This window comes from Corynebacterium canis, from assembly GCF_030408595.1.
GTDB classification, from domain to species: Bacteria; Actinomycetota; Actinomycetes; order Mycobacteriales; family Mycobacteriaceae; genus Corynebacterium; species Corynebacterium canis.
The window spans coordinates 702,360-724,905 of the sequence record NZ_CP047080.1; the positions used below are offsets into that span (position 1 = coordinate 702,360).

At 61.2% G+C, this 22,546-nt stretch carries 20 protein-coding genes and 1 pseudogene; 18 read left to right on the forward strand and 3 right to left on the reverse strand.

Going from position 1 to position 22,546, the window contains the following annotated elements; genetic code table 11:
- Nucleotides 1–10: 10 nt before the first annotated feature.
- Together manB and CCANI_RS03115 are read left to right on the forward strand one after the other, a co-directional pair.
- Nucleotides 11–1,102, forward strand: a complete 1,092-nt coding sequence (gene manB / locus CCANI_RS03110; protein WP_186750139.1) for a mannose-1-phosphate guanylyltransferase — start codon at nt 11–13, stop codon at nt 1,100–1,102.
- Nucleotides 1,103–1,376: 274 nt separating this feature from the next.
- Nucleotides 1,377–1,688 carry a WhiB family transcriptional regulator gene (locus CCANI_RS03115; RefSeq protein ID WP_027012498.1) on the forward strand — a complete coding sequence of 104 codons (312 nt, stop codon included), beginning with the start codon at nt 1,377–1,379 and terminating at the stop codon, nt 1,686–1,688.
- Nucleotides 1,689–2,055: 367 nt separating this feature from the next.
- Here the strand turns inward: CCANI_RS03115 and CCANI_RS03120 are convergent, their stop codons facing one another.
- A complete protein-coding gene (locus CCANI_RS03120; RefSeq protein ID WP_146323858.1) occupies nt 2,056–2,508 on the reverse strand; it encodes a metallopeptidase family protein in 453 nt (150 codons plus the stop codon).
- 130 nt (nt 2,509–2,638) lie between these two features.
- Between CCANI_RS03120 and CCANI_RS03125 the strand changes: the two genes are divergently transcribed.
- The 4 genes from CCANI_RS03125 to manA all read left to right on the forward strand — a co-directional run bounded on the left by CCANI_RS03125 (nt 2,639) and on the right by manA (nt 6,758).
- Nucleotides 2,639–3,100 (forward strand): DUF3499 domain-containing protein, encoded by a 462-nt coding sequence (locus tag CCANI_RS03125; protein WP_146323857.1) that lies wholly within the window; start codon nt 2,639–2,641, stop codon nt 3,098–3,100.
- Between the two features lie 64 nt (nt 3,101–3,164).
- Complete coding sequence (locus CCANI_RS03130) at nt 3,165–4,541, forward strand: phosphomannomutase/phosphoglucomutase (RefSeq protein WP_146323856.1); 1,377 nt, start codon at nt 3,165–3,167, stop codon at nt 4,539–4,541.
- Nucleotides 4,542–4,561: 20 nt separating this feature from the next.
- Entirely contained in the window at nt 4,562–5,545 is a 984-nt protein-coding gene (locus tag CCANI_RS03135) for a hypothetical protein (protein WP_146323855.1), read from the forward strand.
- A 10-nt stretch (nt 5,546–5,555) separates the two neighbouring features.
- Nucleotides 5,556–6,758 carry a mannose-6-phosphate isomerase, class I gene (gene manA / locus CCANI_RS03140; RefSeq protein ID WP_146323854.1) on the forward strand — a complete coding sequence of 401 codons (1,203 nt, stop codon included), beginning with the start codon at nt 5,556–5,558 and terminating at the stop codon, nt 6,756–6,758.
- Nucleotides 6,759–7,955: 1,197 nt separating this feature from the next.
- Here the strand turns inward: manA and CCANI_RS03145 are convergent.
- Complete coding sequence (locus CCANI_RS03145; RefSeq protein ID WP_186750137.1) at nt 7,956–9,365, reverse strand: hypothetical protein; 1,410 nt, start codon at nt 9,363–9,365, stop codon at nt 7,956–7,958.
- 108 nt (nt 9,366–9,473) lie between these two features.
- Here CCANI_RS03145 and CCANI_RS03150 point away from each other — a divergent pair, with 108 nt between their 5' ends.
- The 10 genes and pseudogenes from CCANI_RS03150 to secA all read left to right on the forward strand — a co-directional run bounded on the left by CCANI_RS03150 (nt 9,474) and on the right by secA (nt 20,996).
- Complete coding sequence (locus CCANI_RS03150; protein ID WP_146323852.1) at nt 9,474–9,827, forward strand: DUF4259 domain-containing protein; 354 nt, start codon at nt 9,474–9,476, stop codon at nt 9,825–9,827.
- Between the two features lie 152 nt (nt 9,828–9,979).
- Nucleotides 9,980–11,419: an adenosylhomocysteinase gene (gene ahcY / locus CCANI_RS03155; RefSeq protein ID WP_146323851.1), complete on the forward strand. Its 1,440-nt coding sequence runs from the start codon at nt 9,980–9,982 to the stop codon at nt 11,417–11,419.
- Complete coding sequence (locus CCANI_RS03160) at nt 11,419–12,027, forward strand: dTMP kinase (RefSeq protein WP_146323850.1); 609 nt, start codon at nt 11,419–11,421, stop codon at nt 12,025–12,027. Before ahcY ends, CCANI_RS03160 begins: the two co-directional genes overlap by 1 nt.
- Nucleotides 12,028–12,045: 18 nt before the next feature.
- On the forward strand, nt 12,046–12,726 hold the full coding sequence (gene mtrA / locus CCANI_RS03165) for an MtrAB system response regulator MtrA (protein WP_146323849.1): 681 nt from the start codon (nt 12,046–12,048) through the stop codon (nt 12,724–12,726).
- Nucleotides 12,727–12,732: 6 nt separating this feature from the next.
- Complete coding sequence (gene mtrB / locus CCANI_RS03170; protein WP_186750135.1) at nt 12,733–14,337, forward strand: MtrAB system histidine kinase MtrB; 1,605 nt, start codon at nt 12,733–12,735, stop codon at nt 14,335–14,337.
- Nucleotides 14,334–16,028, forward strand: coding sequence for an MtrAB system accessory lipoprotein LpqB (gene lpqB / locus CCANI_RS03175; protein ID WP_146323848.1), 1,695 nt, complete (start codon nt 14,334–14,336; stop codon nt 16,026–16,028). The genes mtrB and lpqB overlap by 4 nt, the downstream gene beginning before the upstream one ends.
- Nucleotides 16,028–16,636, forward strand: a complete 609-nt coding sequence (locus CCANI_RS03180) for a ComF family protein (protein ID WP_146323847.1) — start codon at nt 16,028–16,030, stop codon at nt 16,634–16,636. The genes lpqB and CCANI_RS03180 overlap by 1 nt, the downstream gene beginning before the upstream one ends.
- A 113-nt stretch (nt 16,637–16,749) precedes the next feature.
- On the forward strand, nt 16,750–17,412 hold the full coding sequence (gene hpf / locus CCANI_RS03185) for a ribosome hibernation-promoting factor, HPF/YfiA family (protein ID WP_146323846.1): 663 nt from the start codon (nt 16,750–16,752) through the stop codon (nt 17,410–17,412).
- A gap of 599 nt (nt 17,413–18,011) precedes the next feature.
- Nucleotides 18,012–18,125: pseudogene (locus tag CCANI_RS03190) on the forward strand (sigma 54 modulation/S30EA ribosomal C-terminal domain-containing protein); the annotation flags it as partial.
- 237 nt (nt 18,126–18,362) lie between these two features.
- Complete coding sequence (gene secA / locus CCANI_RS03195; protein ID WP_146323845.1) at nt 18,363–20,996, forward strand: preprotein translocase subunit SecA; 2,634 nt, start codon at nt 18,363–18,365, stop codon at nt 20,994–20,996.
- 59 nt (nt 20,997–21,055) lie between these two features.
- Here the strand turns inward: secA and CCANI_RS03200 are convergent, their stop codons facing one another.
- Nucleotides 21,056–21,517, reverse strand: coding sequence for an Rv3235 family protein (locus tag CCANI_RS03200; RefSeq protein WP_290211536.1), 462 nt, complete (start codon nt 21,515–21,517; stop codon nt 21,056–21,058).
- 89 nt (nt 21,518–21,606) lie between these two features.
- Here CCANI_RS03200 and CCANI_RS03205 point away from each other — a divergent pair, with 89 nt between their 5' ends.
- On the forward strand, nt 21,607–22,017 hold the full coding sequence (locus tag CCANI_RS03205) for an HAD family hydrolase (protein WP_146323843.1): 411 nt from the start codon (nt 21,607–21,609) through the stop codon (nt 22,015–22,017).
- A complete protein-coding gene (locus tag CCANI_RS03210) occupies nt 22,017–22,520 on the forward strand; it encodes a DUF6912 family protein (protein ID WP_146323842.1) in 504 nt (167 codons plus the stop codon). The genes CCANI_RS03205 and CCANI_RS03210 overlap by 1 nt, the downstream gene beginning before the upstream one ends.
- Nucleotides 22,521–22,546: the final 26 nt, after the last annotated feature.

A 22,546-nucleotide genomic window follows, 5' to 3' on the forward strand; every position in this document is an offset into this window, starting at 1 on the left:
TCTTGTGACGATGAGCGATATATCTACCGTGGCGAGCAATACCGATGCCGTCATTCTCGTCGGCGGGAAGGGGACTCGGCTGCGGCCGCTGACCGTGTCCACGCCGAAGCCAATGCTGCCCACGGCGGGTGTGCCATTTTTGACCCATCTCTTGGCTCGCATTAAGGCGGCCGGGATCACCCATGTTGTGTTGGGCACATCCTTTAAGGCTGAGGTTTTTGAGGAATATTTCGGTGACGGCTCTGAGCTAGGGCTCGAAATCGAATATGTGGTGGAGAAGGAAGCTCTGGGCACCGGCGGCGGAATCAGAAACGTGTACGACCGGTTGCGGCACGATACCGTGATGGTGTTCAACGGGGACGTATTGGGCGGCACCGATCTGACCGCCGTGCTGGACACCCACGTGGCCAAGGATGCGGACGTGACCATGCACCTGGTGCGGGTGGCCGATCCGCGCGCGTTTGGGTGCGTGCCCACCGATCGGGAGGGGCGCGTGCAAGCGTTCTTGGAGAAGACTGAGGATCCGCCGACGGATCAGATCAACGCCGGGTGCTATGTGTTCCGGCGGGAGCTGATTGAAAGCATTCCCGCAGGTAGGGCGGTGAGTGTGGAGCGCGATACCTTCCCGCGGCTGCTGGAGGAAGGGCGCCGGGTGTATGGCCATGTGGATCACGCATATTGGCGAGACATGGGTACCCCGGACGACTTTGTGCGGGGCTCTTCGGACCTGGTTCGCGGCATCGCGTATTCGCCCATTTTGCAAGGGCGGACCGGGGAAAGTATCGTTGATGAAACTGCCGGCGTGAAGGACGGCGTGCTGCTGTTGGGCGGCACGGTGGTGGGGCGCGGGACCGAGATTGGTGCCGGATGTCGCCTCGATGCCACCGTGGTGTTTGACGGTGTCACGATTGAGCCTGGCGCGGTGATAGAAAATTCGATAATCGCCTCCGGGGTACATATTGGGGCCAATGCACGTATTGCCGATTGCGTTATCGGCGAAGGCGCGCAGATCGGCGCGCGGTGCGAATTGCGCAAAGGTATGCGGGTGTGGCCGGGGGTAGTTATCCCGGATAATGGGATTCGTTTTTCATCCGATGCTTAACGGGGGCTGTGCGTAGTACTGGTGGTACATAGAGTTAATTAAGCCGTATTGCCACTACATGTAGTACCCCTGCTGTTCACCCCCGCCATTGTCATTATGTGGCTGGAGTGACTGTTGGTAAAGAAGTGAAACAGAATTAGCTTGAAAATCACACATCTTTCAAAGTGGGTTGACGATCGCCTCGGAAGCAATGTGTAATCACAACTGTTCATCTCCACGCCGCTTATATAGCGCGGCATGGAACCAAAGTAACGGAGAAACTGAGGAGCGTAGCGTGGAAGATTTCGCTAGCGACGCAACTCTCCGCGACGCCACGGGCAGTGTGGATAGCTCGGCCCTTACTCTGGACGAGCTGTTTGGCTTTGTGGAGCAAGAGTGGCAGGAACAGGCCCTTTGTGCTCAAACTGACCCGGAGGCATTCTTCCCAGAAAAGGGTGGCTCCACTCGCGAAGCTAAACGCATCTGTCAAGCGTGCGCCGTGCGGGACGAATGTCTAGAGTACGCGCTGGAGCATGACGAACGCTTCGGCATATGGGGCGGGCTTTCCGAACGAGAACGCCGCCGCCTTAAGCGTCAGATAGGTTGATGTGCAAGCGTTGACAATGGCCCCGGTTTACCGCTGGTAACCGGGGCCAATATCGTGCTCGGGCAGATTCGACGCGACGGTCGGTTTCCCCTGATAGGTTGTGTGCAGCCGTTGACCTGCGATCGTCCGGAATTTCTTCATTGGGGTGGTCAACGAAGAATAAAAAGTCGATTTGCAGCATTTTTGGCCCAGATTCGTCCGGAATTTCTTCGTTAGCGGACCCAATGAAGAATAGAAAGACCGGCCCCAGGTCGGTAGTTGCGCGCAACTCATCGGCAGGCGCGGTCCGGCGCACCATCGGCAGCGCGCGGTCGGCGGCCGCACCCCATCGGCGGCGCCGCCACCACCACGAACCTCGTCAAGCGGTTTACCACTGGTAACCGGGGTCAATATCGTGTGGGGCAATGTTTAGGTGCGTGGCCAGCAACGCCACGAGTGCGGTGTGGATCAGATTCTGGCGCTCCTCCAACGTCCGGCTCCGCTGCTCGATCGGGGTGCGGAACAGCACGATGCGGGGCCGGGTGGGGTTGCCCTTGGCGTCGATGCCCGCCGGGATCACGCGGCCGAGCGGCACTTGGCCATCGGCAAACACCTCGTCGGTAAAGAATTCTATGCCATGCAGCCGCATGCGCGGCACCAGGTCAACGGCGATATCAAGATTGCCTAATTGCTGAGCGTAGCGGCGGTAAAGGGGCGCGTAGGCGTCGAGGACCAAGGCGTCGAAACGCTGGGAACGTGTGCGGTAGCGGGGAACTTGGCGGGGAAACAGCGGCCCCCGAACCCCGCGCCCATGGCGATCCCGAAAACTCCGTATCCGCATACTGCAATACTCTATTCATCTTCGCCTCAGAAACCAGTCGGGCACGCCGGGTCTTTTTATGCGCCTGTTGCGCAGCGCTTGGGAGTGGCGGGCTACCTAAAGGTGAACTTTAGGTCTAAACTCTGCACTTGTGAGCAATTTCCGACGCTGTTCCCGCCCAGGCTGCGGCAAACCCGCCGTGGCGACACTGACGTACGCCTACTCGGAGTCCACGGCGGTGGTCGGGCCACTTGCGCCCAATAGCGAGCCGCACAGCTGGGACCTGTGCGAGGCCCACGCGGCGAAAATCACGGCGCCGCTCGGCTGGGAAATGCTCCGCGTGGACGATATTGAACACGACGATGCCGATGATGACCTCACCGCGCTGGCAAAGGCCGTGCGCGAGGCGGGGCGGAATGCGAGCGGGCTGGTCTTGCAAGAATTCGACGGCCACGGCCACGCGCACGGGCAGCGGCAGCCGCGGGCGCAACGCCAGCAACGGGCGCAGCGGAACAATACGGGGACGAATCACCCGGTGCATCGTCCGAAAACACCGCCGATTCACCGGAAGGGACATCTTTTCGTTGTGCCCGACACGGAGGCCTCACCCTAGGCTTTTGCCGGAAACAAAGTAGAATGCTCGGGTATTGGTTTTCACGCACCCCAAGGAGTGTTCTATGCGTACCCGGGAATCGGTTGAGGCCGTAATCAAGGCTTATGACGTCCGCGGCGTGGTAGGTGACGGTTTCGACGCAGATTTCATGCGTGACACGGGGGCTTCCTTTGGCCGTCTGATGCGCGGGGAGGGCGCGGGCGTGGTCGTGGTCGGACACGATATGCGCGATTCCTCGCCGGAGCTTTCCGCCGCGTTTGCCTCGGGCGTGGCCTCGCAGGGGCTCGATGTGATCGCGCTGGGGCTTACCTCCACCGATGAGTTGTACTACGCTTCCGGCGTGCTCGAATGCCCGGGCGCGATGTTTACCGCGAGCCATAATCCGGCGCAGTATAACGGCATTAAGATGTGCCGATCCGGCGCGCGACCCGTGGGCCAGGAGTCCGGCTTACGCACGATTATCGACGACCTGATTAACGGCGTCCCCGCATACTCCGGCGCCGTAGGCACCATCGAAGATCGCGATGTGCTGGTTGGCTACGGTGAGTTTTTGCGCGGGCTGGTGGATCTGACCGGCATCCGCCCGCTGGTGGTGGCCGTGGACGCCGGCAATGGCATGGGCGGGCTGACCGTTCCCGAGGTGCTTAAGGGCCTGCCGCTGACCGTGAAACCCTTGTATTTTGAGTTGGACGGCACGTTTCCTCACCATGAGGCGAACCCGCTGGAGCCGAAAAACTTGGTTGACCTGCAGAAATTCGTGGTGGACACGGGGGCGGACATCGGCCTTGCCTTTGACGGTGACGCCGACCGGTGCTTCGTCGTAGATGAAACCGGTGCGCCGGTCAGCCCGTCGGCCATTTGCGCGCTGGTGGCGCGGCGGTACCTGGAAACTTACCCGGGGGCGACCATTATTCATAACCTGATCACCTCTAAATTCGTGCCGGAATCGATCCGCGCGGCGGGCGGCGTCCCGGAGCGCACCCGCGTCGGCCATTCCTTTATTAAGGCGCGCATGGCGGAGACCGGTGCCGTGTTTGGCGGCGAGCATTCCGCCCACTATTACTTCACCGAGTTCTTTAATGCGGATTCCGGGATGCTCGCGGCCCTGCATGTGCTGGCGGCGCTGGGGCAGCAGGACAAGCCATTGTCCCAGCTTATGGCCGAATACAGCCCGTATGTGGCCTCCGGCGAGATCAATTCCAGGTTGGAGTCCGCCGCCGCGCAGCAGGAACGTACGCAGGCGGTGTTGGACGCGTTTGCGCACCGTACCGAGGCCATCGATCGTCTCGACGGCGTGACGGTTGAGCTCGCAGGTACCCCCGCGTGGTTCAACGTGCGCGCCTCCAATACGGAGCCGTTGCTGCGTCTGAATGTTGAGGCGCCTACGCAGGAAGAAGTGGATTCTTTGGTGGCGGAGATTTTGGGGATCATTCGCGCCTAGGTCCGCTACTCTTGGACGGTATGGACGTCTCCGCTTCGGATGGTTCTCGCTACGACCCAGAATTCGTGCGCTTTTTCGATGTCGCACATACCGGGGCCCACGTGCGTGCCATCTCCCAATATGTCGCCGCCGGGGAATTGGCGGACCTAGAACACATGAGCGCCCGGAGCGTGATTGTGTATTCCGCCAACGCCGAAGACGCCGCCGTGGTCAACCTCGTGGTGTCCGCGCTCGAGGTGCCGTGCCCGGTGATGGTGACTTCTCGGTTCCCCTTGTTCCTTGGCCCGCTGGATATCCTGCTGGTTGCCACCGATGGTTCCCTGAACGCCGAGGAGCAGGCCACCGCCGCGCTTACCGAGGCGTCGCGACGCGGGGCGCGCGTGCTTTTGGTGCAGAGCTCCGCCGAACTGAGGGACGAAACGCGGGCCCCGGTTTTGCCCGTGCCGCCGACTGCCGGGGCCGCCCAGAATCCCGTCCGCTTGGCCTACGCGGTGGCCGCCGTGGCCCGCTCCCTGACGCTGGATAAACGCGTGGTATCGGAGGAATTAGAACGCGTGGCCGACGTGTTGGATGAGGACCTTATGGCGCTCAGCCCGCAGCGCGACCTTTCCGTAAACCCGGCAAAGGCGTTGCGATATTCCACCGCCGATGCGTGCGTGGTGCACACGGCGACCCCGGAATTCCAAACCGCCGCCGAGGTGATCGCCCGCGTGTGGCAACGCTGGGGGATCCCGTGTTTCGCCGCAGATCACACGGCGTTGCAGGCGTTGAGCCACGACAATCCAGTAAGCAACGATATTTTTCATGACCCCTTCTTGGACGATGCGCCCGAAATGCTACCCTTGAAGGTTGTTGTGTGGGGCGCCGAGGGTGCCCCTAGTGTTGCGTTTGCTTCGGCGACCTACGCGCAGCATTGCGCGGATGCAAACTTGGGTGCTTTAGCAACGGCGGCGCGTTTTATCGTGCGTGCCGCCGCCGCAGCCATCTTCGAACTTGATGAATAGGACAAACTTCGTGAAATTGCTGTCTGGTGTTATCCGTGCCTACCCTTGGGGCTCCCGCACCGCGATTGCAAGGTTACGAGGCGAACAGCCCACCTCCGCCCCGGAAGCCGAACTCTGGTTCGGTGCGCACCCGGGCGGTTCGTCGCTGATCGCCGGTACCCCGCTCATTGATATCATTGCCGCCGATCCCGCTGGCACGCTCGGCCCCCGGGTGGTTGCGGAGTTCGGGGAACGCCTGCCGTTCCTGATGAAGATCCTCGCCGCCGCCGAGCCGCTATCGTTGCAGGCGCATCCGTCCCGCGCCCAGGCGATGGAGGGGTATCAACGTGAGAATGCCGCCGGCGTTCCCGTGAGCGCCCCGATGCGCAACTATAAGGACGATAATCATAAGCCGGAATTATTAGTGGCGCTCACCGAGTTTGAGGCGATGGCGGGTTTCCGCCCGCTGTCCGAAACGTCTGTGCTTTTCGACGCCCTGGCTTGCCCAGCGTTAGAACGCTACCGCAGCATGCTTGTGGGGGATCCGGCGGAGGAGGAATCTAACCTTCGGGCGCTGTTTACCACCTGGATCACCATTCCCACCACCGCCCGCCACCAGCTTATCGACGCGCTAGTGGAGCGCGCCCGCGACCATCTTTCCAGCACCTCGGAATGCGGCTGGATTGAGGAGGCCTGCAAAAACCTGTTGGCTTTGGCGGACCGCTACCCGGGCGACGTCGGCGTCCTCGGTGCCTTGCTTTTGAATAAGCTCACGCTGCAACCGGGCGAGGCAATCTACCTGGAGGCGGGGCAGCTTCATGCCTATGTTCACGGCATGGGCGTGGAGATCATGGCCAATAGCGATAACGTATTGCGCGGCGGCCTGACCTCGAAATACGTCGATGTTCCCGAGCTGGTCAAGGTCCTTGACTTCCACAGTTTGCGCCGCGTGGTCCGGCACCCTGAGTCCGACGACTCCGGCTGGGACCACTACCCGGTTCCCATCGACGAGTTTTCCCTCGCCGCCACCACGCTGAACGCCGACGAATCCCGCGCCTTTGCCATCACCGGCCCCACAATCGTGTTGTGCACTAACGGCCGCGCGTTGGCCCGCAGCGGCGCCGAAGAGCTCACCATTGGCCCCGCCCAAGCCATCTGGCTGCCCGCCGGTGCGGGCTCGGTGGAGCTCATCAGCCAACACCCCGGCACCCAACTCTTCCGCGCCACCGTCTAACGAGCCTACGTCCACGAATCTCAGGCCGTTTCGGAAACCACTTCCGCACCTCGAACCGCTCGCGCAAAGTTAGAAATATATCGAACCATCCGCCCTGTCAGATCTGCCTCAGGCAGATGTAACACGGCGGTTTGGCGCTCCTGCGGAAACACCACCACTCGGCGACCGCCGTGTCGAATCTGCCTGAGCGCGGAAAACCATCGGCCGATTCCGGACCCCAAGTCACCCCAGCGGCAGTAAGTTGTGCGCCACCGCCGAGGTCACCGATGAGTTGTGCGCAACCATCGACCTGGGGCTGGTCTTTCTATTCTTCATTGACCACCTCAACGAAGAAATCCCGGACGAATCTGGACCAAAAACGCCGCAGCTCGTCTTTCCATTCTTCGTTGAGGTGCCCAATGAAGAAATTCCGGACGATCGCAGGTCAACGGCTGTGCACAACCTATCCGGAGCCGCACGCGACCTATCGGCGGATCACCCGCGGCCCAGTCACACAAGGCTTTTTCGTGCGGTCGAGTTCGAACTTTCTCGAACTAACCCCCTTCGCCGGATCTGCCTCAGGCACATCGAACACGGCCGTTTTGCCCACCTGCGGAAACATCCCTCCGAACGCCCCGGCATGTCGAATCTGCCTGAGCGCGGAAGACCATTGGCCGATTTCGGACCCCAAGTCATCCCAGCGGCAGTAAGTTGTGCGCCACCGCCGAGGTCACCGATGAGTTGTGCGCAACCGCCGACCTGGGACTCGTCTTTCTATTCTTCATTCGGGGGTCTTACGAAGAAATTCCGGACGAATCTGGGCCAAAAACGCTGACCAAAAACGCCGCAGCTCGTCTTTCCATTCTTCGTTGAGCGCTCCAAAGAAGAAATTCAGGACGATCGCAGGTCAACGGTCGTGCACACTCTATCCGGAATCGCACACGACTTGTCGGTGGAGGCTGCCGGGAGAGCATTCCCAGACGATACGGTTCGAACTTTCTCGAACCAACCTCCTTAACTGGATCTGCCTCAGGCACATCTCACAGGGCAAGTTCGGCGTCCTGCGGAAACACCACCGCGCGGCGGTCGGCGTGTCGAATCTGCCTGAGCTCGGATTTTGCGGAGCTTGTGGGGCGTGGGGCGCGGCAGGAAGGTTTTGGACAAACGAAACCCGCCTCCGATTGGATCGGGGCGGGTTGAGGGCTTTAGTGACGCGGGTTACTTATCGGAATCGGTGTTCCTAGACGGCTTCAAAGTCTTGGTTTCCTTTGCGCTTTGTGTGGACTGCTCATCCCGCTTTGCACGCTCGCGCTTGGCCTTATCCGACGTGTCCTGTCGTTCCTCTTCGCGTTCTTTTTCTTCGCGTTCCTTTTCCTCGCGGGCCTTCTTTTCTTCCTCGGTCTCGTCCGGATTGGGCTCGCCCGTGGGTTCCTTATCTGCGTCGACGTCAAGGTCCGTGCCATTGGGCTCGGGGGCTTCGGGCTTAGGGGTAGACGTCTTCGGGGTGGAAGGCTTCAGCAAATCCAACACGCCGAACAGGCCACGGCGTTCGCCAACGAGAACGGCGTCGCCGCCGTTGCCACCGGCGTCACCGTTGTCGGCGTCATCATCGTGGATGATGACCTCGTGTTCGGTGGTCTGTGCCGGAGGCGCTGGAGGATCCTGTGGCGGAGCCGGGTTCGGTTCCGGTTCCGGCTGCGGCTGGGCAGTCGGCGTTGGCACCGGCTGAGGCTGAGGCTGAGGCTCGGGTTGCGGCTGAGGCTGAGGTTCGGGCTCAGGCTGCGGGTTCGGCTGCGGGGCAGGTGGCTCCGGCGAGGGCTCAGTCGTGGGATTCGGCGCCGGTGGATTTGGAGCCGGCGGGTTTGGCGCAGGCTGATTCGAGGTAGGCGGGTTCGGCGCCGGGGGATTAGGCGCCGGCGGGTTCGGGGCGGGCTCCGGTTCCGAGGTCGGATCGGAAGGCTTCGGCTCGGGGCGCGGCGTGGTTGGCCGCGGCGGCTCGGGCTGCGGGGACTCCGAGTGCGGCGGGTTCGGAGCGGACTCGCTCGGCTCCGAAATGTTATCGTTCGGGCCGGGCTGCCCACCGTGGTCCGGATTCGGATTCGGGGCAGGGGGCTGAGGTTGTGGGGCCGGAGCTTGGTTGTCGTTCGGTGCGGCCGGGGCGTCGATAAGCGTGGACGTGGTGGTGTTGCCCGGCTGCTGGGGAGCTACGGTCTGACTGCCGGTGGGCTCGGGTTGAGCGGGTGCGCCGGGGTTTGTGACAGTAGTAGAAACCACCGTCATAGCGGTGGTTGTGCTGACGTTATCCGGTTGCGGCCGGTACAGGCGTGTCGGAGTATTCGCCGAGCCGGTAGAAATGTGTGCGTTCGGCGCGAGAAACGGGTCCCCACGCAGGGCGGCAATGATCGGCGGGAGGTCCGTTGTACCTGGTGCGGAAGGCATCGTCGACGCGGGCGCTGGCGCTGAAAAGTAGGAGAGCTGAGATTGAGAGGAAGATGTGGTGTGCTGCATGCCAGCCACAGTTTCTCGTGGTGTGGCCTCAGAAAACTTCCACACGAGAATGCCAATGACCGCTGCGGCGAAACACCCCGCAGCGACAAAGGCGAGAAAGCTCTGGGTCTCCGCTTTCAACGGCGACGCTCCTCAACTACATTGACAGGTAACAAGCTGGTAACAGCGCTGAGACTAGCACGGCCAGCGAATCTACCTCAATACCTTCCGTCAAAGTAGGGGAATGCCATGGGCACCTGGGACATGAAAATATTCGCCGAAGACACCAATGTGGACTTTCTTGATGAGCTTTCCGGTTTGGAGGACGAAGACATCATCGAAGCGATCGAAGATGCGTGCAAGCTTGTTTTGAGTGAAACAAAGGTGTCCGTCGACGAGCAGCAAAATGGTTTCTGCGCTGCAACTATTGCGGCGATTTGGGCGGGCGCGCCGTATTCCGCAGGTGACGTCGTGGATGAGTATCCATTTATTCGAGAACTCGCTGGTTCCGGCAGCGAAGAACTCAATGCCGCGGCGTCTGAAGTTTTGGAGAAGATTGAGGTCGATGAAGACCTCGATGTCTATTTGGAAGCGCTCAATTGATCCATTCCTCGTGAAAGTGCTCCACATCACAAAGTGAGTTTAGTCACGCGGTAGTCACATTGTTCACTCTGGTACATGTTCCTGAGAATCGGCTCCGGGTGGCTACAGTAGGGTGCGTAGGTTTTCTCAACGCTTCAGGAGCACACTCACGAATGTTTAAGGTCGCTGATCTCTCTTTGGCCGAGGCGGGCCGCCACCAGATCCGCCTCGCGGAATACGAAATGCCCGGGCTGATGGAATTGCGTCGGGAGTACGCGGCCGAGCAACCTCTCAAGGGCGCGCGCATCGCAGGCTCCATCCATATGACCGTGCAAACCGCGGTGCTCATTGAAACGCTCACGGCGTTGGGGGCCGAGGTCCGGTGGGCGTCCTGCAATATTTTCTCCACCCAGGACGAAGCGGCGGCGGCCGTGGTCGTGGGCGCCGGCACCCCGGCGGACCCCCAAGGCGTGCCGGTGTTCGCGTGGAAGGGCGAAACCCTCGAAGAATACTGGTGGTGCCTCGACCAGGTGTTTGACTGGGGTACGGACGCGAACGGCGTGGAAATCCTGCCCAATATGATCCTCGACGACGGCGGCGATGCCACCATGGCGGTGATCCGCGGCACGCAATTCGAGGCGGCCGGCCTCGTTCCGCCCGTCCAGGACGGTGATTCCGACGAGTACATCGCCTTCCTCGCCATGTTGCGCGCTTCCTTGGAGCGGGACGCCACCCGCTGGACCCGCATCGGCAAGGCGGTTAAGGGCGTGACGGAGGAAACCACTACCGGCGTGCATCGGCTGTATCATTTCGCCGAGGAAGGGGTGCTGCCGTTCCCGGCGATGAACGTGAATGACGCCGTGACAAAGTCGAAGTTTGATAATAAGTACGGAACCCGCCATTCCTTGATCGACGGGATTAACCGCGCCACCGATATGTTGATGGGCGGTAAGAACGTGCTTATCTGCGGTTACGGCGACGTCGGCAAGGGCTGTGCGGAGGCCATGGCCGGGCAGGGCGCGCGCGTGAAGGTGACGGAGGCGGACCCCATTAACGCATTGCAGGCGCTTATGGACGGCTTCCCCGTGGTCACCGTTGAGCAGGCGATTGCCGACGCCGATATTGTGATCACCGCCACCGGTAACCTCGGCATTATTTCCTTCGAGCACATGTTGCAGATGAAGGATCACGCCGTGCTGGGCAATATCGGCCACTTTGATAATGAGATTGATATGCACTCGTTGCTGCACCGCGATGATGTGTCCCGGCTGACCATTAAGCCGCAGGTCGATGAGTTTACGCTTCCGAACGGCCGCTCCATCGTGGTGCTGTCCGAGGGCCGCCTGCTGAACCTGGGCAACGCGACGGGGCACCCGAGCTTTGTGATGTCCACCTCCTTTGCGGACCAGACCATCGCGCAGATCGAGCTGTTTTGCCACGGCGAGAAGTACCGCAATGAGGTGTACCGCCTGCCCAAGATCCTCGATGAAAAGGTCGCACGCATTCACGTCGAAGCTTTGGGCGGGACGCTCACCGAGCTCACCAAAGAACAGGCTGAGTACATCGGCGTGGACGTGGCGGGCCCGTATAAGCCGGAGCATTACCGCTACTAATGATTGTTGCAATTGAGGGTATCGACGGCGCGGGTAAGAATACGCTGGTCCGCGCGTTAACGGAGCGTATCGACGCCCGCGTCATCGCCTTTCCGCGTTATGCTTGCTCGATCCACGCACAACTGGCCGCACGGGCCCTTCACGGCCAGATGGGTGACCTCACCGACAGCATTTATGGGATGGCAACTTTGTTCGCCTTGGATCGTTTCGGCGCTAAGGGCGAATTGGTCGGCGATTCCGGGTTGGTGTTGCTGGACCGATATGTTGCCTCCAATGCGGCCTATTCGGCCGCGCGTTCGGGGGATGATGCGGTGATCGATTGGGTGTACGAGCTGGAGTTTGGCACCCTTGGGCTGCCGTTGCCGGACCTGCAGGTGCTGTTGGATACCCCGGTTGGCCTGGCTGCCGAGCGTGCGGAATTGCGCGCGCAGCAGGATGCGTCCCGCGCGCGGGACGCATATGAGGTCGATGGGGGCTTGCAAACTCGAACGGCTGAGGTATATCGTCGGTTGGCGTCTCGGAGTTGGGCTTCCGAGTGGTTAGTGGCCCCGCATGATGCCGACGCGGGGGCCGTAGCAGAGGTGATCCTCCACCGTTTTGGAATGTAGTGTGCAACTATAGGAGCCATGAACGCAACCATTCTTGTCGTCGATGATGACCCCGCAATTTCTGAGATGCTTTCCATCATCTTGGAATCTGAGGGTTTTAATATTGTGGCGGTGATGGACGGAGCGGAAGCTGTGTCCACCGCCGAACGGGTTCAGCCGGACCTTATCTTGCTGGATTTGATGCTGCCCGGAATGAACGGCATTGATATTTGTCGCACCATCCGGCAAACCTCAAGCGTGCCTATTGTGATGCTGACCGCGAAGACCGACACCGTTGATGTGGTCCTTGGGTTGGAGTCCGGCGCGGACGATTACGTAAATAAGCCGTTTAAGCCGAAGGAGCTCGTTGCTCGGATTCGGGCGCGCTTGCGCCGCACCGAGGATAATCCCGCCGAGGTGATCGAGATCGGTGATCTTACCGTCGATGTGCCGGGGCATGTGGTTACCCGCGGTGGTGAAGAAATCCAGCTCACGCCGCTCGAATTTGATCTCCTGTTGGAGCTTGCCAGCAAGCCCCGCCAGGTGTTTACCCGGGAGGAGCTGTTGGAAAAGGTGTGGGGTTACCGCCACGCTTCTGATACTCGCTTGGTGAACGTGCATGTGCAGAGACTGCGCGCCAAGATCGAGAAGGATCCGGAGAATCCTCAGATTATTCTCACCGTGCGAGGCGTGGGCTATAAGACGGGATTCGGCGAGTAGTCCATCGTGGTTGCCGACGTCCGGCGGAAGTTTTTCCTACTCCGCCACCAAGCGGTAGAACTTTGGCGCACGTCTCTGCAAGTACGCGTCATTGGTTCGATTTTGGCTGCCACCGTGCTGGTGGTGGCCGTGCTTGGCCTGTTTATGGTGAACGTGGTCGCACAGCGACTGGTGGACGCCAAACTGGAGATCGCGAGCTCGGAGATTGACCGTGCTCGCATCGCGGTGGAGCAGCAGATTGCCGCTACGGACTCGTCGAACTCGCTACAAACCCGGGTGAATTCCGCGCGCGCGGCGCTGGCGAATCGCAACGGTGCCGCCGCCGACCCATCGACGGTGTTCGAGCCGGTGCTGATCGTCGACGACGGCTCGGACATCACCTCGCCGGAGGGATACCAGATCCCGGAACGGTTGCGTCATTTTGTGAGCGAAGGGCAGGTGTCCTTCCAATACGCCACGATCAATCGCGTCGACGGAAACCCCTATAAGGCACTGATTATCGGCTCCCCGACGGATTCCGATATCCCCGGGCTGCAGGTGTATTTAGTCATGCCCTTGGAGGCGGAGGAATCCACGCTGGCCCTGATGCGCGGCCTGCTTTCGGCGGGTGGTGTGGTCCTTGTGGTGTTGATCGTGGGCATCGCCTGGCTGCTCACGCAACAGGTCACCGCGCCGGTGCGCTCGGCGAGCCGCATCGCGCAGCGCTTTTCCGCTGGCCACCTGCGCGAACGCATGGTGGTGGAGGGCGAGGACGAGATGGCCCGCCTCGCGGTGAGCTTTAACACCATGGCGGAGAACCTGTCCAAGCAGATCCATCAATTGGAGGAGTATGGCAATCTGCAGCGGCAATTTACCTCGGATGTGTCCCACGAGCTGCGCACGCCGCTGACCACCGTGCGCATGGCTGCGGACATGATCGCGGATAATTCGGATTCGCTGGATCCGTATACGCAACGCGCCAGCCAGCTGATGGTCCGCGAGCTGGATCGTTTTGAATCCCTGCTCAATGATCTGCTGGAGATCTCCCGCCACGATGCGGGTGTGGCGGATCTTTCCGAAAGCCAGACGGACATTAAGACGTGCGTGGCCGCCGCGTGGAAGCAGGTGCATCACCTCGCCGAGAAGCTAGGCGTCACCGTGACCTTTAGCCAGCCGGAGGGGCCGGTGCCGGTGACGGTGGATTCCCGCCGCATCGAACGTATCTTGCGCAACCTGCTGGCCAATGCCATTGACCACAGCGAAGGCAAGCCCGTGGAGGTAGACGTAGTGGCTACTGACGACGCCGTGGCCATCGCCGTCACCGATCACGGCGTGGGGTTGAAGCCGGGCCAGGAAGAACTGGTGTTTAACCGTTTCTGGCGGGCCGATCCGGCGCGCAAGCGCCATTCCGGCGGCACCGGCCTGGGCTTGGCAATCGCACATGAGGACGCCCAATTGCACGGCGGCAGGCTGGACGCGGTCGGCGAACCGGGGCGCGGATCCAGGTTCCGATTGACCTTGCCGCGCGAGCCCAAGGCCCCCTACAAGGAGAGCCCTATTCCATTGGAGCTGCCGCCCGTGCCGGGTCCGAAACATGCCGCACAGTCGCCGTCGAAGGAGGTAAGCGTATGAGGAGGCTCGGCGTGGTGGTAGTCGCGGCGTCGATACTCGCCGCCTGTACGACGGTGCCGGGGGACTCTTCGCCGCAAGCCTTGCGTTCGTTCACGCCGGCGCAAACGAGTACGGCGGCCGCGGGACCGGTGGCGGGGCGGGAGCCGGACCTGCTGCTGCGCGATTTTTTTGCGGCTTCGGCGGTGCCCACGCAGCGTCACCAATCGGCGCGCGCCTTTCTGACCAAACGTATGGGCGAGGAGTGGGACGATCAATCGACGACCATGATCCTGGATCGCATCGACCTGAACGCGAAACCGGGGGCCTCGAACGACGCGATCTCGTACGTGGTGCGCGGCACGGTTGTCGGCTCGCTGGGCACCGGCGGCGTGTACCGGCCCGACCACGGCGACTACGAAACTGTTATCGAACTCCGGCGCGAAGAAGGGGAGTGGCGCATCTCCGGGCTGCCCGCCGGGGTGATCATGGAACGCGCGGAAATGCGCAAGAATTACCAGCCGTACCACCTGTTTTTCTTCGACCCCACCGAGAAATTCCTGGTGCGCGACCGGCGTTGGGTGTACAACGGCCAAGCCAGCCTGGACACGGCGCTGATCTCGCTGCTTATGGAAGGGCCGCAGGGGCCGCTCGCCCAAGGCGTGGTGACCAAGGTGCCCAAGGATTCCGCCTTTACCGGCAAACACGAAGGCAAATATACGTTCACAGGCCTGGGCGAATTGGACGAGGAAGCCCGGCATCGCTTTACCGCGCAGCTCACGTGGACGCTGGCTTCGGCGGGGGTGAACGCGCCCTATAGCGTGGACTTCGATGGCTCGCAGGAAACCGATCTCAGTGTCGAAGACGTGGCCGAGTTCAACCCCAATGCCGACGACGGCGCGATCGCTCCCCTGTACGCGCTGAGCAGCGGTTCCTTATACACGGTGGACTCCTCGCGCGCGGCCCCGGTGGCCGGGAAGTTCGGATCCTCCGGTTCGATAGAATCTGCGGATGTTTCCTCCAGTGCGGGGGTGACGGCGGCGGTGATAGCGCGCGGCGAGGGGGAGGACCGGAAGTCCACGCTGGAGCTGTCCCGGCAAGATGGGCAGGTTAGCGAGGTGCTGCAGGCCCGCTCGTTATCCAGACCTACGTTCGAACACGATGGCACCGCGCTGTGGACGGTTTCCGACGGCAAGCAGGTCGTCCGCGTGGCGCGCTCGACCACCACCGGCGAGCTGGCGCAGATCGAGGTGGACACCACCGAGCTTGATCAATCCGAGGAGCCCATTAGCGTCCTGCGCCTTTCGCGAACTGGCGTGCGAGTCGCGGTGATTATGGGAGGCCGCGTCTACGTGGGGACCGTGGCGCGCCCGGCCGCCGGGGAGCGCAAGATCGTGGATGTGATCGAGGTGGCGCCGACCATTGGCGATACCGCACTCACGCTCGATTGGCAGCAAGACGATTCGCTGCTGGTGGGCACCGCAAGCTCGGAGGCGCCGGTGTGGCGGGTGGAGGTCGACGGTTCCGCGCTGTCCTCGTTGCCCACGGGCAATGTCACCGCTCCCGTGGTGGCTATCGCGGCGAGTTCGAACACGATCTATATCACCGATTCCCGCGCTGTGCTGCGGTTACCTACCTCCGCTGAGGGTTCGGCCTTCTGGCGCGAGGTGCCCGCATTGCAGGGTACCCGCGCGGCACCCGTGGTTGCGGACTAATGGAATTATTGCTGCCGCAGTCCTGTGCCGGCTGTGGTGTCGCCGGTACGCGCCTGTGTGCGAATTGTCGAACGGGCCTGCGACATCCTCCATACCGCGTTGCGACGCCCGTAGACCCGCTCGCTCCGGTATGGGCGCTGTCTCCGTACGCCGGCGTGCACCGGCAGGTAATCCTAGCCATGAAGGAGCGGGGTCGCATGGATATTCGAGCCGATATCGGGGCGGTGATCGGGGCGGCGATTCGCTTCCTGATCGCGCGCGGGGAGGTGGCCGATGATGTCACGCTGGTGCCCGCCCCGACGCGTCGCAAAAACGCTCGATTGCGGGGTGGGGATCCGGTGACCGCGATCTGCCGCGCGAGCGGTTTTCCCACCGCGTGTTGCCTCGAACACAGTAGCAAGGTCCGAGACTCCGTTGGGTTGAGTCCCGGACAGCGGCGGGCGAATCTCGCCCACGGAGTGCGGCTGGTAGCCGTACACGATGTGCCCAGAAAAATCCTGTTGGTGGACGACGTTGTGACCACGGGGGCAACGGGGGAAGCCGCAGCGAGCGTGCTACGAAGTGCGGGTGCGCAGGTCACCGGCATCTTGGTTGTATGTTCGGCATAACGCATGGCGGGATGGTTATGACCAGATGTATTCTGAGGGTGCAGTTCACCGTTGGACGCTGTGAGTAAATCCGCCCACAGTGTGCGGTGGCCGATACCGGGAGGTAAGAGCACGTGACCAGACCTGCTGAAAGCAACGTTCTGCGCCCCGAAACTCAGGTGAGTATCACCGGCCGTAATGTGGAAGTTCCTGAGCATTTCGCGGAGCGAGTGCAAAAGAAACTTGCCAAGATCGAGCACCTCGATCCCACCCTCACGTTTTTCCATGTTGAGCTTCAGCATGAGCCGAATCCGCGCCGCGCTGATGAGAGTGACAAGATCCAGATCACCGCGACCGGCAAGGGCCATATCGCCCGCGCCGAGGCGAAGGAAGATAGCTTCTACGCCGCGTTGGAGACCGCACTTGCACGCATGGAGCGCTCGCTGCGCAAGGTGAAGGCGCGCCGGAAGATCAGTCGTTCAGGGCACCGCGCGCCGATGGGCACGGGTGCACTAGCAGCCGAGCTCGTTACCGAGGTCGCCCCGAAGGTCGAGGTGAAGGGGGAATTCGATGAGGATCCCTATGCAGACGCCGTCAGCGATGTGATGCCTGGCCAGATTGTTCGCACAAAGGAACACCCTGCAACCCCGATGAGCGTGGATGATGCGCTCAGTGAAATGGAGCTGGTGGGACACGATTTCTACCTGTTTGTCAATGAAGAGACCGGCCGCCCGTCGGTGGTGTACCGCCGCCACGCGTTTGATTATGGCCTGATCAGCTTGGCAACTGACGCCTAAAATTTTTTCAATTATGCGGACCCGCCTCCTTGTGGAGGCGGGTTCGTTGCTGCATGTGCTTGGTGCGTAGAACCTGGGTTGCGCAGGTTTAGCAGGACAATGCGTTGCGGATGTGTTGGGCTTCGCCGTTGTAGTTGTGCTGCGGACGCTGGCTCGCGAAACCCCTGCTCAGGCAGATTCGACATGCCGGGGTGCTCGGGACGGTGTTTCCGCAGGAACGCAAAACGGCCGTGTTAGATGTGCCTGAGGCAGATTTAGCGGGGCCAATGATTCGAAAAATCTCTAACTGTGCGCGCGGTTCGGGCTGCGAAAAACCTGGGTTCGCGCCCGCCGCGCGCCTCAGCCCCGGCGGTCGGGTTTCGTCGTGGTTATTTTGCTGCGGACGCTGGCTCGCGAAACCCCTGCTCAGGCAGATTCGACATGCCGGGGTGCTCGGGACGGTGTTTCCGCAGGAACGCAAAACGGCCGTGTTAGATGTGCCTGAGGCAGATCTGCTAGGGCTTGATGGCTCGAATACTTCGAGCTTGCATGTGTGGATCGGTCGTGTCCCGAGCCGGTCTGTGCTTGGTTGGCTCGGAAAAGTCAAAGTATTTAAAGGGGTGCGCGATGTGATGCCCGGCCAGATTGTTCGCACATTCGGCTACCCTGCAACCCCGATGAGCGTGGGTGATGCGCTCAGTGAAATGGAGTTGGTTAGACGCGATTTCCGCCTGCTTGGCAGCTGACGCCTAAAACTTGTCCACCTTAGAACCTCATAGGCTAAATCGATCGCTTCAACGTGAGGGTGAGTAGCGTATGGCCTGATGGGCGTCGGCTTTGACGCCTCAAGCTTTTCTACTTTTTCGCGGCGCGCCACCCCGTGGAGGTGGGTTCGCTGATGAGTGGGCTCAGAGAGTAGAATGGCCGAGACTGTTGATAAAAACCCTCAATTTTTGTAAGGACTTAAGCCCGTGTTTGGACTGTCCAAAATCCTGCGAATTGGTGAAGGCCGCGCCGTAAAACGCCTCCAGAGGATTGCCGACGCTGTGATCGATTTGGAGACGGAATACTCTGGGATGAGCGATGCGCAGCTCAAGCGTCAGACCGCAGAATTCAAGGATCGTCTGGCGAACGGCGAAGACCTTGATGACATTCTGTTGGAAGCCTTCGCCGTCGCCCGCGAAGCCTCTTGGCGCGTGTTGAACCAAAAGCATTACCCTGTGCAGATCATGGGTGGTGCGGCGCTTCACTTTGGCAATGTTGCCGAGATGCGCACCGGTGAGGGCAAGACCCTGACCTGCGTGCTTCCCGCGTATCTTAATGCGTTGGAGGGTAATGGCGTGCATGTGGTCACCGTGAACGATTACCTGGCTAAGCGCGACGCGGAGTGGATGGGCCGCGTGCACCGTTTCCTCGGTTTGACCACCGACGTGATCCTGTCCGAGATGACGCCGGATCAGCGCCGCATTGCCTATAACGCGGACATTACGTATGGCACCAACAACGAGTTCGGGTTCGACTATTTGCGCGATAATATGGCGCGTTCCGTGGACGAGCTCGTGCAGCGTGAGCATAACTACGCCATCGTCGACGAGGTGGACTCCATTCTTATCGACGAAGCGCGTACACCGCTGATCATTTCAGGCCCGGCTGAGGGCTCTTCCGAATGGTATTCCGCGTTTGCGATGATCGTTCCTCGCATGACCCGCGACTTGCATTACGAGATCGATGAGCGGAAGCGCACCATCGGTGTGAAGGAAAAGGGCGTCGAATATGTGGAGGATCAGCTCGGCATCGATAACTTGTATGCGCCGGAGCATTCCCAGCTGGTCAGCTACCTCAATAACGCCATTAAGGCCAAGGAGCTGTTCGCCCGCGACAAGGACTATATTGTGCGCAACGGTGAGGTCATGATCGTCGACGAGTTCACGGGGCGCGTGCTGGCGGGGCGTCGATACAACGAGGGCATGCACCAGGCCATCGAGGCGAAGGAAGGGGTGGAGATCAAGAACGAAAACCAAACCTTGGCCACCATCACCTTGCAGAATTATTTCCGCCTGTACAAGAAGCTTGCCGGCATGACGGGTACCGCCGAAACCGAGGCTTCCGAGCTGCATCAGATTTATAAGCTTGATGTGGTGCCGATCCCCACGAACCGCCCGAACCAGCGGGAGGACCTTACGGACCTGGTGTACAAGACGCAGGAAGCGAAGTTCGCGGCGGTGGCCGACGATATCGCCGAGCGCTCCGCGGCCGGGCAACCGATCCTGGTGGGTACTACGTCCGTGGAGCGTTCCGAATACCTGTCCCAATTGTTGCAGCGTCGCGGCATTAAGCACCACGTGCTGAACGCGAAGCACCACGATAAAGAGGCTGAGATCGTGGCCCAGGCCGGTTTGCCGGGCGCGGTGACCGTGGCCACCAATATGGCCGGTCGTGGTACCGATATCGTGCTGGGCGGCAACCCGGATATCCTCGCCGACCTGAATCTGCGCGCTCGTGGCCTCGACCCGGTGGAAACGCCGGAGGAGTATGAGGCCGCGTGGGACGATGAGATCACCCGCATGAAGCAGCGTTCGTCGGACCTAGCGGATAAGGTGCGCGACGCTGGCGGTTTGTACGTGTTGGGCACGGAACGCCACGAGTCGCGCCGCATTGATAATCAGCTGCGCGGTCGTTCCGGCCGCCAGGGCGACCCGGGCACTACGCGCTTCTACCTGTCTATGCGCGACGAGCTGATGGTGCGTTTCTCCGGGCAGTCGATGGAGGCGATGATGAACCGCCTCAATGTGCCGGACGATGTGCCGATCGAGGCGAAGATGGTGTCCAGCGCCATCAAGAGCGCGCAGACGCAGGTGGAGAACCAGAACTTTGAGATGCGCAAGAACGTGCTCAAGTACGACGAGGTGATGAACGAACAGCGCAAGGTGATCTACCGCGAGCGCCGTGAGATCCTCGATGGCCGCGATGTCCGCGACCAGGTCCAAAACATGATCGATGAGACCATCGAAGCGTACGTCGCGGGTGCCACCGCCAATGGCTATGTGGAGGACTGGGATATGGACGCCCTCTGGAACGCCCTGGAAGGCCTCTATGGGCCCTCCATGACGTGGGAAAGCATGCTCGAAGGCTCCGAGTACGGCGGCCGCGGCGAGCTTTCCGCAACCGATCTTCGCGACGCCCTGATCGAGGACGCCCACAACCAGTACAAGGCCCTGGAATCCCAGGTCGCGCTTATCGCTGGCGAGGACCAGATGCGTGCCATCGAGCGCATGGTGATCCTTAATGTGGTGGACAAAAAGTGGCGCGAACATCTGTACGAAATGGACTACCTGAAGGAAGGCATCGGCCTGCGCGCCATGGCCCAGCGCGACCCCCTCGTGGAGTACCAAAAGGAGGGCGGCGATATGTTCAATGCCATGAAGGACGGCATCAAGGAAGAAACCGTCCGCGAGCTCTTCTTGCTGCGCAAGCAATTCCTGCCCGATATGCAGGCCGCCGGCAGCGCGGACGTAAACAAGGACGGCAAGGTTGACGCCAGCGACCTTGGCGTTCGACGCCGCGACCCCCGCGACCTGCGCATGAGCGGCCCCGCCGAGGTTTAACCCGGCGTTCCACCGGCCTAGGTGCGGGCGGGATGCCTAGCCGACCTCACAGGCGGGCGCTAAAGGATGCGCAAGGATTCCAGGCGGATGTCGCCGTCGGGGGTCACCTGGATCTTGGCGGCGTAGGCGTAAGTTAAGCCGGCGAGGCTGCACGCCCCCGCGAGGTTCAGGGTGCCGGGGGCGCAGCGGTGCGCATGGATCGATCGGATGCTGGCGTTGCCGCGTTGCGCGTAAACCTTGCGCCGCACGCTGACGTGGCGTACGACGGCGGGGGAGTAGCGGGACGTCGATAAGCTGGCGGGAGGTTTTCTGCCTGCGGCAACCTCTAATGCGGCGGTGATCAGGCGGTGCACAATGCGTTCGTTGCAGGGGAGGGGGCCCGTCGTGGTAGTCGGCGGCGGCAGCGGATCGGCGGTTGCATCGTCTGGGCCGCCCTGCCAAATTTTCAGGTGATTGCAGCCGGGAATAGCGGTGAGCATGTGCGGACCCCCCAAGAATCCAAAGGAATTTATATTGCGCACGGTGACAACTGTGGGTATTCGGGATAGTTTTACTATGACACGAATTGCGGGCGCATGGGCGCTGAATTTAAACCGAAGGAGAATATACGGTGCGAGGCTTAGTCGTTGAGTATAACGGCGTATTGGACGGAACAGACGAAGATCAGCGCAGGTGGCGCAACCTGTTAGCCGCCGCCCGCGCGCAAGGCATAGGTACGGTCATTCTTTCGAATGAAGAGGATGCGGGCAGAATCTCCGCCATGCAGGCATTGCGTGCCGACGGCGTGGTGGACGCCGTGGTGCTTTCCAAGGACACGGGCATTGAAAAGCCGGAGCCGGAGGCCTTCCAGATCGCGGCCGATGTGGTGGAGTTGGATCGCAGGGATTGCGTGCTCGTGGATAGCGAAATCCTGAATGTGCGCGCCGCGGTGGATGCCGGTTTGGTGGGGGTGTACTACCAGCAATTCGATCGTGCTGTCGTAGAGATCACGGGGCTATTCGGTCTAGAGGGCGAATTCTAGTGCGAGTGTATGTTCCTGCCACGTTCAGCATTCTCGGCGAGCTCCACGATCGCGGCGAGTTTTTTGCACGCTCGGGTTGGGGGTTTGCGGTTACCCCCGCGTTGCTGGATTTTTACACGGCGGGGGACGAGGAAGAGATTGCGCATTCCGCCTTTGATGATGCCGCGCGGGCGTCGTTACGCCTGTTGAGCGGTGGGGACACGCCGTTTCCGCAGCGTCGCGTGGTGGTCACCGTGGAGGTGCCGGATTCGCAGGTGACGCTGCAGCCGGAGCTGGGGGAATCCGTGGTGCGGCTGGCCCCGGCGAAGCTCGAATTGGCGCAGGTAGCGGCGATTCACGTGGATGTTGAGGAAAGCGAGGCGGCGACCGCGGCGGCAGTGGCTGCGGTGGATGCGGCGGATTTGGGCGATGAGGACGCGGAGCTGGCGGTCGGCGATGCTATCGATAACCTGATGGCTTGGTACGATCCGGCAGAGCTTCCGCTACTTGTATCTTTGTTCTAATCTCTGGCGGGCTTCGGATTTTCAAA